Annotated in this window: 10 protein-coding genes; 4 read left to right on the forward strand and 6 right to left on the reverse strand. The window is 71.5% G+C overall.

Annotation, left to right across the window (positions count from 1 at the left end; genetic code table 11):
* Positions 1–90: 90 nt before the first annotated feature.
* Positions 91–1,914, reverse strand: coding sequence for an acyl-CoA dehydrogenase (locus ABD823_RS19255; RefSeq protein WP_344861487.1), 1,824 nt, complete (start codon positions 1,912–1,914; stop codon positions 91–93).
* Between the two features lie 283 nt (positions 1,915–2,197).
* Here ABD823_RS19255 and ABD823_RS19260 point away from each other — a divergent pair, with 283 nt between their 5' ends.
* Together ABD823_RS19260 and ABD823_RS19265 are read left to right on the forward strand one after the other, a co-directional pair.
* Positions 2,198–3,241 (forward strand): class I SAM-dependent methyltransferase, encoded by a 1,044-nt coding sequence (locus ABD823_RS19260; protein WP_344861488.1) that lies wholly within the window; start codon positions 2,198–2,200, stop codon positions 3,239–3,241.
* Positions 3,242–3,311: 70 nt separating this feature from the next.
* Entirely contained in the window at positions 3,312–3,701 is a 390-nt protein-coding gene (locus tag ABD823_RS19265; RefSeq protein WP_344861490.1) for a VOC family protein, read from the forward strand.
* A 4-nt stretch (positions 3,702–3,705) separates the two neighbouring features.
* Here ABD823_RS19265 and ABD823_RS19270 read toward each other — a convergent pair whose 3' ends face one another.
* The gene (locus ABD823_RS19270; RefSeq protein WP_344861492.1) at positions 3,706–4,173 is read right to left on the reverse strand and encodes a hypothetical protein; all 468 of its coding nucleotides are present in this window, start codon (positions 4,171–4,173) and stop codon (positions 3,706–3,708) included.
* Positions 4,174–4,416: 243 nt separating this feature from the next.
* On the opposite strand from ABD823_RS19270, the gene ABD823_RS19275 reads away from it, so the two are divergent.
* Positions 4,417–4,710: a hypothetical protein gene (locus tag ABD823_RS19275; RefSeq protein ID WP_344861494.1), complete on the forward strand. Its 294-nt coding sequence runs from the start codon at positions 4,417–4,419 to the stop codon at positions 4,708–4,710.
* A 17-nt stretch (positions 4,711–4,727) separates the two neighbouring features.
* On the opposite strand, the gene ABD823_RS19280 is transcribed toward ABD823_RS19275, so the two are convergent.
* Entirely contained in the window at positions 4,728–6,731 is a 2,004-nt protein-coding gene (locus tag ABD823_RS19280; protein WP_344861496.1) for a molybdopterin-containing oxidoreductase family protein, read from the reverse strand.
* Positions 6,732–6,812: 81 nt separating this feature from the next.
* A complete protein-coding gene (locus tag ABD823_RS19285) occupies positions 6,813–8,381 on the reverse strand; it encodes a M28 family metallopeptidase (protein WP_344861497.1) in 1,569 nt (522 codons plus the stop codon).
* Between the two features lie 603 nt (positions 8,382–8,984).
* On the opposite strand from ABD823_RS19285, the gene ABD823_RS19290 reads away from it, so the two are divergent.
* A complete protein-coding gene (locus ABD823_RS19290) occupies positions 8,985–11,408 on the forward strand; it encodes a lysylphosphatidylglycerol synthase transmembrane domain-containing protein (RefSeq protein ID WP_344861499.1) in 2,424 nt (807 codons plus the stop codon).
* A 15-nt stretch (positions 11,409–11,423) separates the two neighbouring features.
* On the opposite strand, the gene mgrA is transcribed toward ABD823_RS19290, so the two are convergent.
* Together mgrA and ABD823_RS19300 are read right to left on the reverse strand one after the other, a co-directional pair.
* Positions 11,424–12,452 (reverse strand): L-glyceraldehyde 3-phosphate reductase, encoded by a 1,029-nt coding sequence (mgrA, locus tag ABD823_RS19295; RefSeq protein ID WP_344861501.1) that lies wholly within the window; start codon positions 12,450–12,452, stop codon positions 11,424–11,426.
* Positions 12,449–14,509, reverse strand: a complete 2,061-nt coding sequence (locus tag ABD823_RS19300; protein ID WP_344861503.1) for a S9 family peptidase — start codon at positions 14,507–14,509, stop codon at positions 12,449–12,451. Before ABD823_RS19300 ends, mgrA begins: the two co-directional genes overlap by 4 nt.
* Positions 14,510–14,901 lie beyond the last annotated feature (392 nt).

The following is a 14,901-nucleotide window of genomic DNA, read 5'->3' on the forward strand; positions in this document are numbered from 1 at the left end:
AGTGTGCGGGCACGGGAAAGGGGCGGCCCCGTGTGCACGGGACCGCCCCTCGGCTCCGGCCTGTCGCGGAGACAGGCGGCCGCGGAAGGCTTAGAAGGCCTCCTCCGGCAGCTCCATCAGGTCCAGGCCGGTGGCGGCCAGGACGCGGCGCTCGGCGGCGATGCGCGGCAGCACGGTCTGGGCGAAGAAGGAGGCCGCGGCGACCTTGCCGGTGTAGAAGGCCTTGTCCTCCTCCGAGGAGCCCAGCGCGTTCAGGGCGATCTCGGCCTGGCGCAGCAGCAGCCAGCCGATCACCAGGTCGCCCAGGGCGAGCAGGAACCGGGTGGTGTTGAGGCCGACCTTGTAGACCTCCTTCGGGGCCTCCATCGAGCCCAGCGCCCAGCCGGCCATGGTGTCGGCCATGGCCTTGACCTCGTCGGCGGCCTCGGCCAGGAGCGCGCGCTCCTCCTTCAGGCGGCCGTTGCCGGCCTCGGAGGCGGCGAAGGCCTTGATGTCGCCGTAGAGCGAGCCGAGGGCGACGCCCTGGTTGCGCAGCACCTTGCGGAAGAACAGGTCCTGGCCCTGGATCGCGGTGGTGCCCTCGTAGAGGGAGTCGATCTTGGCGTCCCGGATGTACTGCTCGATCGGGTAGTCCTGCAGGTAGCCGGAGCCGCCCAGGGTCTGCAGCGAGCGGGAGAGCATCTCGTAGGAGCGCTCGGAGCCGACGCCCTTGACCAGCGGGAGCAGCAGGTCGTTCATCGCCTCGGCGTGCTCGTCCCGGCGGCCCTCGGACTCGGCGATCTGCACCGCGTCCTGGTAGGTGGCGGTCAGCAGGACCAGCGCCCGCATGCCCTCGGCGTACGCCTTCTGGAGCATGAGCTCGCGGCGGACGTCCGGGTGGTGCGTGATGGTGACGCGCGGGGCGGTCTTGTCGGCCATCTGGGTCAGGTCGGCGCCCTGCACGCGGGACTTGGCGTAGTCCAGCGCGTTGAGGTAGCCGGTGGACAGGGTGGCGATGGCCTTGGTGCCGACCATCATCCGGGCCTGCTCGATGACCATGAACATCTGCTTGATGCCCGCGTGCACGTCGCCGACCAGCGTGCCGACGGCCGGGTGCTTCTCGCCGAAGGTGAGCTCGCAGGTCGTGGAGACCTTCAGGCCCATCTTCTTCTCGACGTTGGTGACGTATACGCCGTTGCGCTCGCCGAGCTCACCGGTCTCCAGGTCCACGTGGTACTTCGGCACCAGGAAGAGCGACAGGCCCTTGGTGCCGGGGCCGTGGCCCTCGGGGCGGGCCAGCACCAGGTGGAAGATGTTCTCGGCCATGTCGTGCTCGGCGCTGGTGATGAAGCGCTTGACGCCCTCGATGTGCCAGGTGCCGTCGGGCTGCTGCACGGCCTTGGTACGGCCGGCGCCCACGTCGGAGCCCGCGTCCGGCTCGGTCAGCACCATGGTGGAGCCCCACTGGCGCTCGATGGCCAGCTCGGCGAAGCGCTTCTGCTCCTCGTTGCCGATGGTGTGCAGGATGTGGGCGAAGCCGGGGCCGCTGGAGTACATCCACAGGGCCGGGTTGGAGCCGAGGATGAGCTCCACCAGGGCCCACGCCACGCTGCGCGGCAGGCCGGGGCCGCCCAGCTCGACGGGGAGGTCGAGGTTGGTCCAGCCGGCGTCGCGCAGGGCGTAGAAGGACTTCTTGATGCCCTCGGGCATCTTCACCGAGCTGGTCGCGGGGTCGAACACCGGGGGCGTGCGGTCGCCCTCCTCGAAGGAGTCGGCCAGCACCGTGGTGGCGAGGCGGTTGAGCTCGTCCAGCATGGTCCGCACGACGTCCTCGTCCAGCTCCGCGAAGCGCCCGGTGCCCAGGATCTCCCGGCGGCCGAACACCTCGAAGAGGTTGAACTCCAGGTCACGGATGTTGCTCTTGTAGTGGCCCATGAGGTCTGCTCCTTGAAACCGGGGGTCCGGGGATAGGCACGTACTGGTCGGTAACCTTACCCAGAATGCTACCCGTCGGTAACCGGTAAAAAACAGCGCTGGCGGGGACGTTTGTCACATGGGCCTGAAGAAGCCGTGACCTGTCCCGAGCCGTACAGGGACCGGCGGTGGGCGGGCCCGGTGCCGGCGGTGGGCGGTCGCGGGGCGGCGGGCGGGCGATCAGCGGGCGGGCGGCACGGCGGGCGCTCCTGGCCCGCCGTGGGGGGTCTTCTAGGCTCGTCTCATGAGCGAGCGGGGAAGGCTGGCGGAGCTGGCCGGACGGTGGCGGGCCGACCTGTCCGGATGGGGGATCCCGGAGGAGATCGCGGCCCGCGCCCCGGCCGATCCGTGGGCGCACTCGCCCGCCCGGTTCGCCGAGCGCACCGAGCGCGCGCTGGCGGAGCCGTACGGCCCCACGCAGGAACGGCTCGCCGAGGCGCTGCCGCCCGGCGGGACCGTGCTGGACGTGGGCGCGGGCACCGGGGCGGCCTCGCTGCCGCTGGCCCGCCCGCGCCACGCCCCGGACACGGACGGCGCGGCGGGAGGCGGCGCGGGCGCGGACGCGGACGGCGCGGCGGGAGGCGGCGCGGACGCGGACGCGGGTGCGGCGGGTGGGGGCGCGGTCGCGGGTGGACTGGGCGCGCTGGTCGCGGTTGACACCTCCGCGGCGATGCTGGCCGAACTGGAGTCGCGGGCGCGGGCGCTGGACGTGCCGGTCCGGACGTTCCTCGGCCGCTGGCCCGACGTGGCCGGGCAGGTCCCGGTGGCCGACGTCGCGGTGGCCGCCCACGTCGTCTACAACGTGCCGGACCTCGCCGGTTTCCTGACCGGGCTGACCCGCCACGCCCGCCGCCGGGTCGTGCTGGAGCTCACCCACCGCCATCCGATGAGCTGGCTCAACCCGCTCTGGGCGCACTTCCACGGCCTCATCCGCCCGGAGCGGCCCACGGCCGAGGACGTGGAGGCCCTGGCCCGGGAGTTGGGGTACGGCGTGCGTAGGCAGGAACGCCAGGCCCCGCTGCCGCGGTTCACGAGCCTGGAGCAGCTGGCCGAGAGCGCCTGCCGCCGGCTCTGCCTCGAGCCCGGCCGGGCGGAGGAGGTCGTCGCCGCCGCGGTCGAGCTGGGCATGTGGCCGGTGCTCAGGGACCGGTGGGTCACGCTCTGGTGGGACACGGGCGCGGACAGGGACACGGGCGCGGACAGGGGCACGGGCGCGGGCAGGGGCACGGGCGCGGACAGGGACACGGGCACGGGCGCGGGCGGGGGCGCGGGCGGCGGAGAAGGGTAACCGCCTTAAGGGTTTAGCGGGTTACGGAACCTGCTTGACGGTTTAGGTGGTGTCGCGGTTGGGTGGTCGCATGATCGACGTCAACTACGTGACCTTCGACTGCGCCGCGCCGTACGAGCTGGCGACCTTCTGGCGCGACGCCACGGGCATGGAGCTCCATCCGGAGACCGGGAAGGACGACGACGAGGTCCTCCTCGTCGGCACGCCGAACCTGCTGTTCATCAAGGTCCCCGAGGGCAAGACCGTCAAGAACCGCGTCCACCTGGACGTCACCGGCTCCGAGGACAGCACCCGCGACCAGGAGGTCGAGCGGCTGCTGGGTCTCGGCGCGACCATCCAGGCGGACCGGCGCAACCCCGACGGGACCGGCTGGGTGACCATGCTCGACCCGGAGGGGAACGAGTTCTGCGTCTGCCGGAGCGAGGCGGAGAGGGAGCGGGCCGCGTCCGGCCAGGCGTGACCGCTCAGCGGCCGTGGGGCAGGGACGCCTGCCCCCGGCCCCGCAGGACCAGGGCCAGCACGGCGGTGATCAGATAGACCGCCACCCCGCCCTGGAGCGAGTCCAGGGCCGCGCTGAACGGGCCCTGCTGGTCGACGATCAGCTGCACCGGATACATCAGCGCGGCGGAGCCGAGTGCGGGATAGAGCGAGAAGCGCCACGGGCGGCGCAGCGCCCAGAGCCGGGCCTGCCGGGTCACCCGGTCGCCGGAGTTCGGCCGGGCGGCGGAGCCGACCGCGGCGACCAGCGAGAAGAGGGCGATGCCCAGGCAGAGCGCCCAGGTGAGGTCGGCGTCCCCGGGGAGGATCGCGCCCAGGCCGAAACTGCCGGCCGCCGCCACGCCGCCGGTCACCGCGGCGGCCTTCCAGGGCGCGCCGCGCAGGGCCGCGCCGGCGAGGGACATCTCGTCACGTCGGGTCAGTTCGTCTTTCATGTCCTCAGGCTGCCTTCTCGGCTCCCTCGCCCGCATCGGGGAGCGACCCTGATTCCACCCCGAGCCGCCGATCCCGCCTACCTCGGGTTTTCCACCGATCCGGCCTGCGGTGGCGGGGTCCGGGATGTTGGCGCGTTTTCGAAAGGATGTGCGAGTTTCGCGTGCGTAGCGCGCGGCGGCGCGGTAGCGTTGGGCCCGTCGGGACGTCAGGTGCCCCCCTTCGCGGCCTTCCAGGGGGGATCCATGCTCACCCTCGCTCGGTGGCAGCGCGTGGCGGTCGTCGCGCTGCTCATCCTGCCGATCCTCGTGATCGTCGTGCTCTCCCTGCCGGTCTGGGTGTCCTGGCCCTGGCTCCACGCCGAGCGCCGGGCGGACGTGCTCGCCCTGGTGGAGAAGCTCACCGGATGCCTGAAGGCGTTCGTGCGGGCGGATCGGGCGGGGGAGCGGACGGCCGCCGCGGACCGGGCGGTGGAGAGGGCCGCGGACCGGGACGCCGAGCCGGGAGCGTCCGGCGGGCCGCGGGGCCGCCGCCGGTAGGCCCGGCTCAGACGGGCTCAGACGGGAGCGATCTCCACGAGGTTGTCGTGGTAGACGGCGCCCCGGCCCAGGTCGGCGTCGCGCTCGCCCACCACGGCGTTGGCCGTGGTGCCGCCCGGGCTCAGCTTGCGCCAGTGCCCCTTGGTGGAGGCCACCACGCCGGGCCGTACCCGCTCGCTGATCTCCACCTCGGCCTCGAACGCGCCGTGGTCGTTGAACACGCGCACCCGCTGCCCGGCGGACAGGCCCCGCGCCGCCGCGTCCTGCGGGTTCACCGCGACCCGGGGCCCGCCGGAGCGGCGCAGCAGCTCGGGGTTGTTGCCGAAGGTCGTGTTGAGGAACGTGTGCGGAGCCGGGGTGACCAGCGCCAGCGGGTACCGCTCCCGGGAGGCCGTGGCGGTGTGCGGCGGCACGTAGGCCGGGCCCTGCGGGAAGCGCAGCCGGCCCGAGGGCGTCGGGAAGCCCTCGGCGAAGGGCAGGAACGGCCGCGGCACGTTCAGCCGGACCCAGCCCTCCTTGCGGAGCCGGTCCAGCGTGATCCCCTCCAGGGACGGGTGGCCGGAGGACAGCAGCTGCTCGGCGAGCTCCAGGTCGGAGTCGTACAGCGACGGCTCCGTCAGCCCCATGTGCCGGGCCAGGCGGCGGAACGTCTCGGTGGTGGACAGGCACTCGCCCGCCGGCGCCGTGGCCGGCTCGTTCCACAGCAGGTACATGTGCCCGTAGCCGGCGTGCAGGTCCATGTGCTCGGTCTGCATGGTCGCCGGGAGCACGATGTCGGCGTAGTCCACGGTGTCGGTCGGGAACTGCTCCATCACGACCGTGAACAGGTCCTCGCGGAGCAGCTTCTCCCTGATGCGGTTCTGGTCGGGCGAGGAGGCCATCGGGTTGGCGGCGTAGACCCACAGGCACTTCACCGACTCGTCCAGCTGGGAGGCGAGCCGCGTCATGGTGAGCGTGCGGACCGGCCGGGCCAGCAGGTCGTCGCGGGTGTCGATGTTCAGGTGGATGTGGCCGCTGGTGGAGTAGGCGAGCCCGCCGCCGGGACGGCGCCAGTCGCCGGTCACCGCGGGGATCGCCGCCAGCGCGCGCAGCGCGGCGCCGCCGCCCGCGTGCCGCTGGATGCCCATCGTGGCGCGGATGCCGGTGGGGCGGGTGTGCGCCAGGCGCAGGCCCAGGGCTCTGACGTCCTCCTCCGGCAGGCCGGTGATCTCCGCCACGCGCGCCGGGGGGTGGCGCAGGATCTCCTCGCGGAAGTCCTCCCAGCCCTCGGTGTGCCGAGCCAGGTAGTCGTCGTCCTGGGCGCCCTCGGCCAGCACCACGTGGAGCAGGCCGAGCGCCAGGGCCGCGTCGGTGCCCGGCCGGATCGGCAGGTGCTCGTCGGCCTGCTCGGCGGTGCGGGTCCGGACCGGGTCGATCGCCACCACGTGCGCCCCGGCCGCGCGGGCCTCCTGGATGAACTTCCACAGGTGGTGCCCGCTGGTCAGGGTGTTGGTGCCCCACAGCAGGATCAGCTTGGAGAGCGCGAAGTCCTCGGGGTCCATGCCGCCGGGCGTGCCGTTGATCTGGCGCAGGCCCTCGTTGCCCGCCGCCGAGCAGATGTTCAGGTGGTGCCGGGAGGCGCCGAGCGCGTTCCAGAACCGCCGGCCCGCGATCCCCTCGCAGCCCTGCAGATAGCCCAGGCTCCCGGTGCCGACGTACGGCCAGATCGCCTCGCCGCCGTGCTCGTCGACGATCGCGCGCAGCCGTACGGAGATCTCCTCCAGCGCCTCGTCCCAGGAGATGCGCTCGAACACGCCGGAGCCCTTGGGACCGACGCGCCGCATCGGGTGCAGGACGCGCTCGGGCGAGCGCGTCTGCTCCAGGTAGCGGTTGACCTTCACGCACAGCGCGCCGCGGGTGTAGGGCTGGTCGGGGTTGCCGCGCATCTTGACGGCCGCGCCGTCCCGCACGGTCACCACCCATGAGCACGTGTCCGGGCAGTCCAGCGGACACGCCCCCAGGATCTGCAGTTCGCGCGGCATGTCCCCGACTTTATCCGCGAAACGGCGAAGGGGGTACGGCCGGCGGCCGTACCCCCTTCCCGGTGCTCCCGCGTGGTGCGGCTAGCTCAGCTCACCGGTGTGGTCGTGGTCGTGGCCGTGGTCGAGGCCGCCGCCGCCGGTCCCCGGCGTGTTGGTGCCGGGGGTGCCGCCGCCGGGCAGGGACGGGCTGTAGGCGTAGGTGAGTGCGGCGAAGGCGATCGCGCCGCTGTTCACCGCCAGGGCCTTGTCGTTGATGTTGGCGATGGTGTCGCACTCCTGGTGGTAGCACTTGTCGTACGCCACCCCGGCCTCACCGCCGAACTTCGCGGCCTCCGCCTCGGTCTTGATGCCCTCGGCGCCGGTGAACAGGCCGCCGGCCGGGATGCCGACCTCGATGAAGGGGCCGTAGTCCGAGCGGCCGGTGAAGTCCGTGCCGGTGTACGGCTGGCGCACCAGCCGGAAGTACTTCTCGAAGGTCTTCTCGATCTTGTCGGAGCCCGCGGGGCCGGCCGGGGAGCCGACGCCGTCGGAGTCGTCGCCGTCGTAGATGCCGAAGGTGTAGTTCGGCGAACCGATCATGTCGAAGTTCAGGTAGAGCTTGATCTTGGCCTTCTCCTCGGCGGAGAGGTTGGCCACGTAGTGCTCGGAGCCGAGCAGGCCCAGCTCCTCGGCGCCCCAGAAGGCGAAGCGCAGCTTGTTCCTGGTGGGCAGGTTCCCGACCCTGATCGCGGTCTCCAGGATGCCCGCGCTGCCCGAGCCGTTGTCGTTGATGCCGGGGCCCTCGGTGACGCTGTCGAGGTGGGCGCCGAGCATGACGATCTTGTCCGCCGCGCCCCAGCGGCTCTCGGCCAGCACGTTGTGCGTCTTGCGCTGCGGGTCGCCCTCGGTCTGGGCGCTCAGGGTGACCGTGGTGCCGGGGGCGGCCAACTCCTGGCCGACCGCGTAGGTGGTGCCGACGACCGGGATGTTCGTGGTCGGCGCGTTGAGGTTGCCGTTGAGCAGGACCCGGCGGTCGTTCGCGCCCTCGCCGGGCTGGCCCTCGTTGAAGATGATCACACCCTTGGCCCCGGCGGCCTGGGCGTTCTCCGCCTTGACCTGGAAGTTGCAGGTGCCGCGCTGCATGAGCGCGATGTTGCCGGGGGTGAAGCCGGCGAAGTCGCTCGCCTCGCAGCCCGAGGTGGAGCTGTTGGGCGTCTCGCTCGGCGGGATCGTCACGTCCACGGCCTGGACCGGCGCGGTGACGGTGCCCGAGCCGGAGTAGGTCATGATCCGGAAGTCGGTCATCCGGGTGTAGGTCTTCGCCGCGGGCGCGACCCGGCTCATCGTGGTCGCGGTGATCTCACGGAAGAAGGGGAACTCGAACTCCTGCAGGGTCACCCGGTAACCGGCCCTGCGCAGCCGGTCGGCCACATAGGCGACCGAGGCGTCGTAGCCGGGGGTGCCGGAGGCGCGGGTGCCGCCGTTCGCGTCGGCGATCTCCTGGAACTTCTGCAGGTGCCGCTTGACGGCGGGGGCCTTGACGGTCCGGCTGAACGCCGTGGGGTCCGGGGTGGCGCTCGCGCCGGCGGAGGTGGCGGAGACGACGGGCAGGGCCATGGCCGAGACCGCGGTGACGGCGGCGAGTAACCCCTTGTACGCGCGTGCGCGCATGCGAAACTCCTCTAACACCAGTGAAGCGGGAAAATCCCCCGTGATCGCGATCAAACGGAACATATCGGGGATGAACGGAATCAGTAAGACCCGCTCGACATTTGTTATCGAGCAGCGTCAGATCGGTGCATCGGATGTTCTCCGGAGCCCCTTGACGGGCGTGCGGCGGCCGGAGCACGCCTGGGGGATGCCCGGGGGGCCTCCGGCGCGGCCCTCCGGGCGTGTTCCGGGTGGAGGCGGCGCACCGGCGACGGGCAGGCGATGACGCATGATGACGAGCTTTCCAGGTCACCGCCGATCCGGCCCGCCGATCCCGAGAACGGGAAAGTCAATTCTCCGTCTCGAAGGCAGGGCGTTTCCGGGGGAAACCGGTCCACGGCGCGTCCGGGATGAACACCCTCGGAACCTGAGACGAAATCGAAACGAGCACGGCGGCGGCGCCGTGCCGGGCGTTCCCCCCGGGGAGAGCCGCAGGAGAAGGGCATGGAGCCGGCCCGGCCGGGCAGCGCGGAGGCCGGTGGGATACGCCCCGCGGCCGCGGTGGAGACTGGAAGGAAAGATCGGTGACGCGGATGTAGCGCGAAACGGGCAGAATCGCAGGCGGTGAGGATTATCAAGGAACGCGGCGACACGGCTCCCGCCACCGGCGCACCGTCCGGCGGCGGCGACTCCGCCGTGCTCGTGGTCGAGCCGCTGCTGCCCCAGCGCATCCGGCGCCCCTCCGACGCCCTGCGCTTCCTGGCGACCCTGCTCGTCCTGGCGGCCGTCATCCTGCTCGCGCTGGTGGCCAAGAAGACGCTCAACGGCCTGGAGGCCGACGTCACCGAGGGCACCCGGCGCGTGCCGTTCCTGCTGAGCGGCCTGGTCGGGGTGCTGGGCGGCGGCGCCATGCTCGCCATCCCCGCCGCCTACGCGGTCGAGCGGGTGATCCACCGCGACGGCCTGCGCGTCGCCGAAGGCCTGTTCGCGGCCATCGCCGGGATGGTGCTCTCCTTCGTCCTCGGCGAGTGGATCATCGCCGCCGGCGCCGAGGACCTGCGGCAGCTGCTCACCGGCGGGCGCAGCGGGGTCGAGCCGCTCAACACGCTGCTCACCTCGATCATCGCCTACGCCACCGCGATGCGGATCTCCAACCGCCCCACCTGGCGCGCCGCCCTGTGGACGGCGGTCGCGGTGAACGCGATCGCGCTCTTCGCCGGACTGGCCGCCACCGTCCTCGGCATCGTCGTCTCCGTCCTGGTCGGCCTCGCCGTCGGCTACGCCACGCTGTACGGCGTGGGCAGCCCCAACACCCGCCCGCCCGGCAGCGCGATCGTCGCCGCCGTCCGCAAGCTCGGCTTCCAGCCGGTCAAGGCCCGCAGGCTCGACGACGACCAGCAGAGCAGCCGCAGATACGCCGTCGGACTGCGGGACGGCAGCCGCCTCGACGTCACCGTCCTCGACCGCGACCGCCAGGTCGCCGGCCTGCTCTACCGCCTGTGGCGGCGGATCCGGCTCAGCCCGGAGACCCGCCGCAAGGCCATCCGCTCGCTCCGCGCGGAGCTGGAGCGCGAGGCTCTCATGGCCCACGCCGTGCACGCGGCCGGGGCCAGCACCCCGCACCTCGTCGGCACCAGCGAGATCGGCTCCGACGCCGCCCTGCTGGTCTACGAGCACATGCCGACCCGCGCGCTGGAGGACATCCCCGACGAGGAGATCGACGACGACCTGCTCGCCCGGATCTGGGAGCAGCTCCTCCTGCTGCAGGTCCAGCGCCTGGCCCACCGGCGGCTGAACGGCCACAGCATCCACGTCGGAGAGAAGGGCGAGGTCGTCCTGACCGACGTGCGCAGCGGCGAGATCGCCGCCGGAGACCTGCTGCTCAGCCTCGACGTCGCCCAGCTGCTGACCTACCTCGGCCTCCGGGTCGGCGCCGAGCGCGCGGTCCGCGCCGCGGCGGCCGTGGCGGGACCGGGCACGCTGGCCGCGGCGCTCCCGCTGCTGCAGCGGATCGCGCTGACCCGCGAGACCCGATCGGCGCTGAGCAGGAACAAGGAGCTGCTGCCCGCGATCCGGGAGCACATCGTCGCGCTGGAGCCCCGGGCCGAGGTCGAGGTGGTCCGCCTGGAGCGCTTCCGCCCCCGGACCCTCTTCACGATCATCGCCAGCGCCTTCGCCGCCTACTTCCTGCTCTCCTCCCTGACGGTGGCCAACCTGAACCTGGTCACCTCGGCGGAGTGGGGCTGGACCGGGGTGGCGTTCGCCGCCGCGATGCTGAGCTACGTCGCCGCCGCCCTGATGCTCATGGGCTTCGTGCCGGAGAAGCTCCCGCTCGGCCGTACCGTCCTCGTGCAGTTCGCCGGGTCGTTCGTGAAGCTGGTCGCCCCGGCCGCGGTGAGCGGCGTCGCCATCAACACCCGCTACCTGCAGAAGCGCGGCATCCCGCCGGGCCAGGCGGTGGCGAGCGTGGGCGCCTCCCAGCTCATCGGGCTCGCCTTCCACATCGGGCTGCTGCTGCTGTTCGCCTACATCACCGGCTCCGGCACGGCCGCGTCCTTCACCCCGTCGCGGACCCTGGTCTTCGTGCTGCTGGCCGTGGCGGTGCTGGTGCTCTTCCTCATGGGCGTGCCGCGCCTGCGCCGCATGGTGACCTCACGCATGCGTTCGCTCTTCTCCGGCGTCGTCCCCCGCCTGCTGGACGTGCTCCAGTCCCCCCGGAAGATCGCCGAGGGCTTCACCGGCACCCTGCTGCTGACCGTCTTCTTCGTCGTCTGCCTGGACGCGTGCGTGCGCGCCTTCGGCGGCTCCATCAACTTCGCCGCCGTCGCCGTGGTCTTCCTCGCCGGCAACGCCATCGGCTCGGCCGCCCCCACGCCCGGCGGTCTAGGCGCGGTGGAGGCCGCCCTCATCGGCGGCCTCACCATCGCCGGGCTCCCCAAGGAGGTCGCCACCTCCGCCGTGCTGCTGTACCGGCTGCTCACCTTCTGGTTCCCGGTCCTGCCCGGCTGGGCCTCGTTCGCCTACCTGCAGCGCAACGAGGCCCTCTGACGCCGGGCGGCACCGTCAGCCGGCGGCCCGGATGCCGATGCCCGCCTCGACCGCGTCCTCGTCGATGGCCGCCAGCTCCTCCGCGGTGAACGACAGGTTCCGCACCGCCGCGAGGTTGTCCTCCAGCTGCGCCACGCTGCTCGCCCCGACGAGCACCGAGGTCACCCGGCGGTCCCGCAGCGCCCAGGCCAGCGCCATCTGCGCCAGCGACTGCCCGCGCGCCGCCGCGATCTCGTTGAGTCTGCGCACGTGCCGCATGGTCTCCTCGGTGAGCATCTCCGGCTTCAGGAAGCGGCCCTGCGCGGCCCGCGACCCCTCCGGGACGCCGCCCAGGTAGCGGTCGGTCAGCATGCCCTGCGCCAGCGGCGAGAACGCGATGCAGCCCGCGCCCTCGGCCTCCAGCACGTCCAGCAGGCCGCCCTCGATCCACCGGTTGAGCATCGAGTAGGACGGCTGGTGGATCAGCAGCGGCGTGCCCATCTCACGCAGGATCCGCGCCGCCTCGGCGGTCTGCTCCGGCGTGTAGGACGAGACGCCCGCGTACAGCGCCTTCCCCGACCGGACCGCTTGGTCCAGCGCGCCCATCGTCTCCTCCAGCGGAGTGTCCGGGTCGGGCCGGTGGCTGTAGAAGATGTCGACGTACTCCAGGCCCATGCGCGCGAGCGACTGGTCCAGGCTGGCCAGCAGGTACTTGCGCGACCCCCACTCGCCGTACGGGCCGGGCCACATGTCGTAGCCGGCCTTGGTGGAGATGACCAGCTCGTCGCGGTAGGGCGCGAAGTCCTCCCGCAGGTGCCGCCCGAAGTTGGTCTCCGCCGAGCCGTACGGCGGGCCGTAGTTGTTGGCCAGGTCGAAGTGGGTCACCCCGAGGTCGAAGGCCCGGCGCAGGATGGCCCGCTGCGTCTCGAACGGCTTGTCGTCGCCGAAGTTGTGCCAGAGCCCCAGCGAGACCGCGGGCAGCTTGAGCCCGCTCCGCCCCACCCGGTTGTACGGCTGCCGCCCGTCGTAGCGGTCCTCGGCCGCCCGGTAGCCGCCGGAGATCATCGCGTCACCTTCGCCGTGTCGAGGATCCAGGACAGCACGAACGCCTCCTCGCGCCAGGAGTCGTACCTGCCGCTCCGGCCGCCGTGCCCGGCGCCCATCTCCGTCTTGAGCAGGAACGGCCCGCCCTCGGCCACCTCGCGGAGCCGGGCGATCCACTTGGCGGGCTCGTGGTAGAGCACGCGGGTGTCGTTGAGGCTGGTGATCGCGAGGATCGGCGGGTAGACCCGGTCGCCCACGTTCTCGTACGGCGAGTACGACTTCATGTAGTGGTAGACGTCCGGGTCGTGCAGCGGGTCGCCCCACTCGTCCCACTCGATGACGGTGAGCGGGAGCGACGGGTCGAGGATCGTGTTCAGCGCGTCCACGAACGGCACCTCGGCGACCACGCCCGCGAAGGCGTCCGGCGCGAGGTTGGCGACCGCGCCCATCAGCAGCCCGCCGGCCGACCCGCCCCGCGCGACGACGCCCGAGGACCAGCCGGTCGCCTTGAGGTGCTCGGCGCAGGCGACGAAGTCGGTGAAGGTGTTCTTCTTCTTCTGGAACTTCCCGTCCTCGTACCACCGGCGGCCCATCTCACCGCCGCCCCGGATGTGCGCGACGGCGAAGACGAATCCGCGGTCCAGCAGGCTGAGCCGGGCCACCGAGAACGACGGGTCGACCGAGATCTCGTAGCTGCCGTAGCCGTACAGGACGGTGGGGGCGGGCCGCTCGGTGCCCTTCCTGACCGCGATCGAGATCGGCACGCGGGTGCCGTCCGGGGCGGTCGCCCACTCGCGGAACTGCTCGTAGTCGGCCGGGTCGTAGCCGCCGAGCACGGGCTTGCGCTTGAGCAGGATCAGCTCCCGCGTCCGCAGGTCGTAGTCGTAGACCGACGGGGGCGTGACCATGCTGGTGTAGCCCAGGCGGAGCCGGCCGGTGACGAACTCCGGGTTCCCCGACGGCGCCACGTCGTAGATCGGCTCCGGCATGGGGATCTCGTACGGCTCGCCGCCTGCGGGCAGGATGCGGATACCGGTCAGGCCGTCGCGGCGGAAGTGCACGACGGTGTGGCCGGAGAAGGCGTCGACGTCCAGCAGCCGGGTGTCCTCGCGGTGCGTGATCAGCGGCGTCCACGTCCCGGGGTCGTCGATCGGCGCGGTCGCCAGCTCGAAGTTCTCGGCGTTCTTGTTGTGCAGGACCAGGAAGTGGTCGCCGGCGTGGTCGATGCCGTACTCGACGCCGGTCTCGCGGGGCCGTACGACGCGGAACTCGCCGGTGGGGTCGTCCGCCTCCAGGATCCGGATCTCACTGGTGATCTTGCTTCCGGCGGAGAGGATGAGGTAGCGCTCGCTGCGGGTGAGGCCGACGCCGATCCAGAACCGCTCGTCCTCCTCCTCGTGGACGAGCACGTCCTGGTCCGCCGGGGTGCCGACGGTGTGCCGGTAGACCCGGTAGGGGCGCCACGCCTCGTCGACCGTCGTGTAGAAGAACGTGGTCCCGTCGGCGGACCAGGCGCCGCCGTAGAAGATGCCGGGGATCTCGTCGGCGAGGGTCTGGCCGGTGACGAGGTTCTTGATCCTCAGGGTGAAGCGCTCGTCGCCGGTGAAGTTCACCGAGTAGGCCAGCAGGGTGCCGTCCGGGCTCACCGAGCTGGTGCCGAGGGAGAAGAAGTCGCTGTCGCCGGCCAGCTCGTTGCCGTCGAGCATGATCTGCTCACCGGGGAGCGGCTCGCCGGCCCTCAGCTCCGGAGGGGTGTCGCCGTCGGCGGCGAGGCGGCACTGGATGCCGTACTGCTTGCCCTCCTCGGTGCGGGAGTAGTACCACCAGTCGCCCTTGCGGGTGGGGACGGACAGGTCCGTTTCCAGGGTCCGACCCTTGATCTCCTGGAAGATCGTCTCCTGGAGGGACTTGAGGTGGCCGGTCATCTGCTGGGTATAGGCGTTCTCGGCCTCGAGATAGGCGATCGTGTCGGGATCGTCCTTGACCGTCAGCCATGCGTAGGGGTCGATCACGGTGTCCCCGTGGTGGACGCGCTCGCTGGGGACCTTCTTCGCCGTAGGCGGCATCTCGCTGCTCACCCCGTCGAGTCTATGGTTCCGGGTCTTCGATCCCGATCAGGGAATGAACGAGTCCCGGGGCGCGTTGTCCCCTTTGTCGCACTCTGCTCCACCCACCTGGCCGGCCGTCCGGTCATGAGTGGTCGGCGGGGCTGCTAATCTTTTGACGTCGCCGAGATCCGGCGCAAACCCACTCCACTTCACTCCGGTGACTTCGGCGTGGTTTGCCCCGCTTGTCGACAACCCTTTGAAACCAACGGTTCCAGAGATCGACTCGCAGAGTCGCTCAAGGGCTGGTAAGTTCGAAGGGTTGCTCCGGAGACGGAGCGGTCGGAATTCCGGAAGGAATCGCAAACCTGGTCAAATTGACACGGAAAAGCGGTTCTGAAAGAATGAAGACACAACGAAGCGAA

It is taken from the genome of Planomonospora alba, from assembly GCF_039534085.1.
GTDB classification, from domain to species: Bacteria; Actinomycetota; Actinomycetes; order Streptosporangiales; family Streptosporangiaceae; genus Planomonospora_B; species Planomonospora_B alba.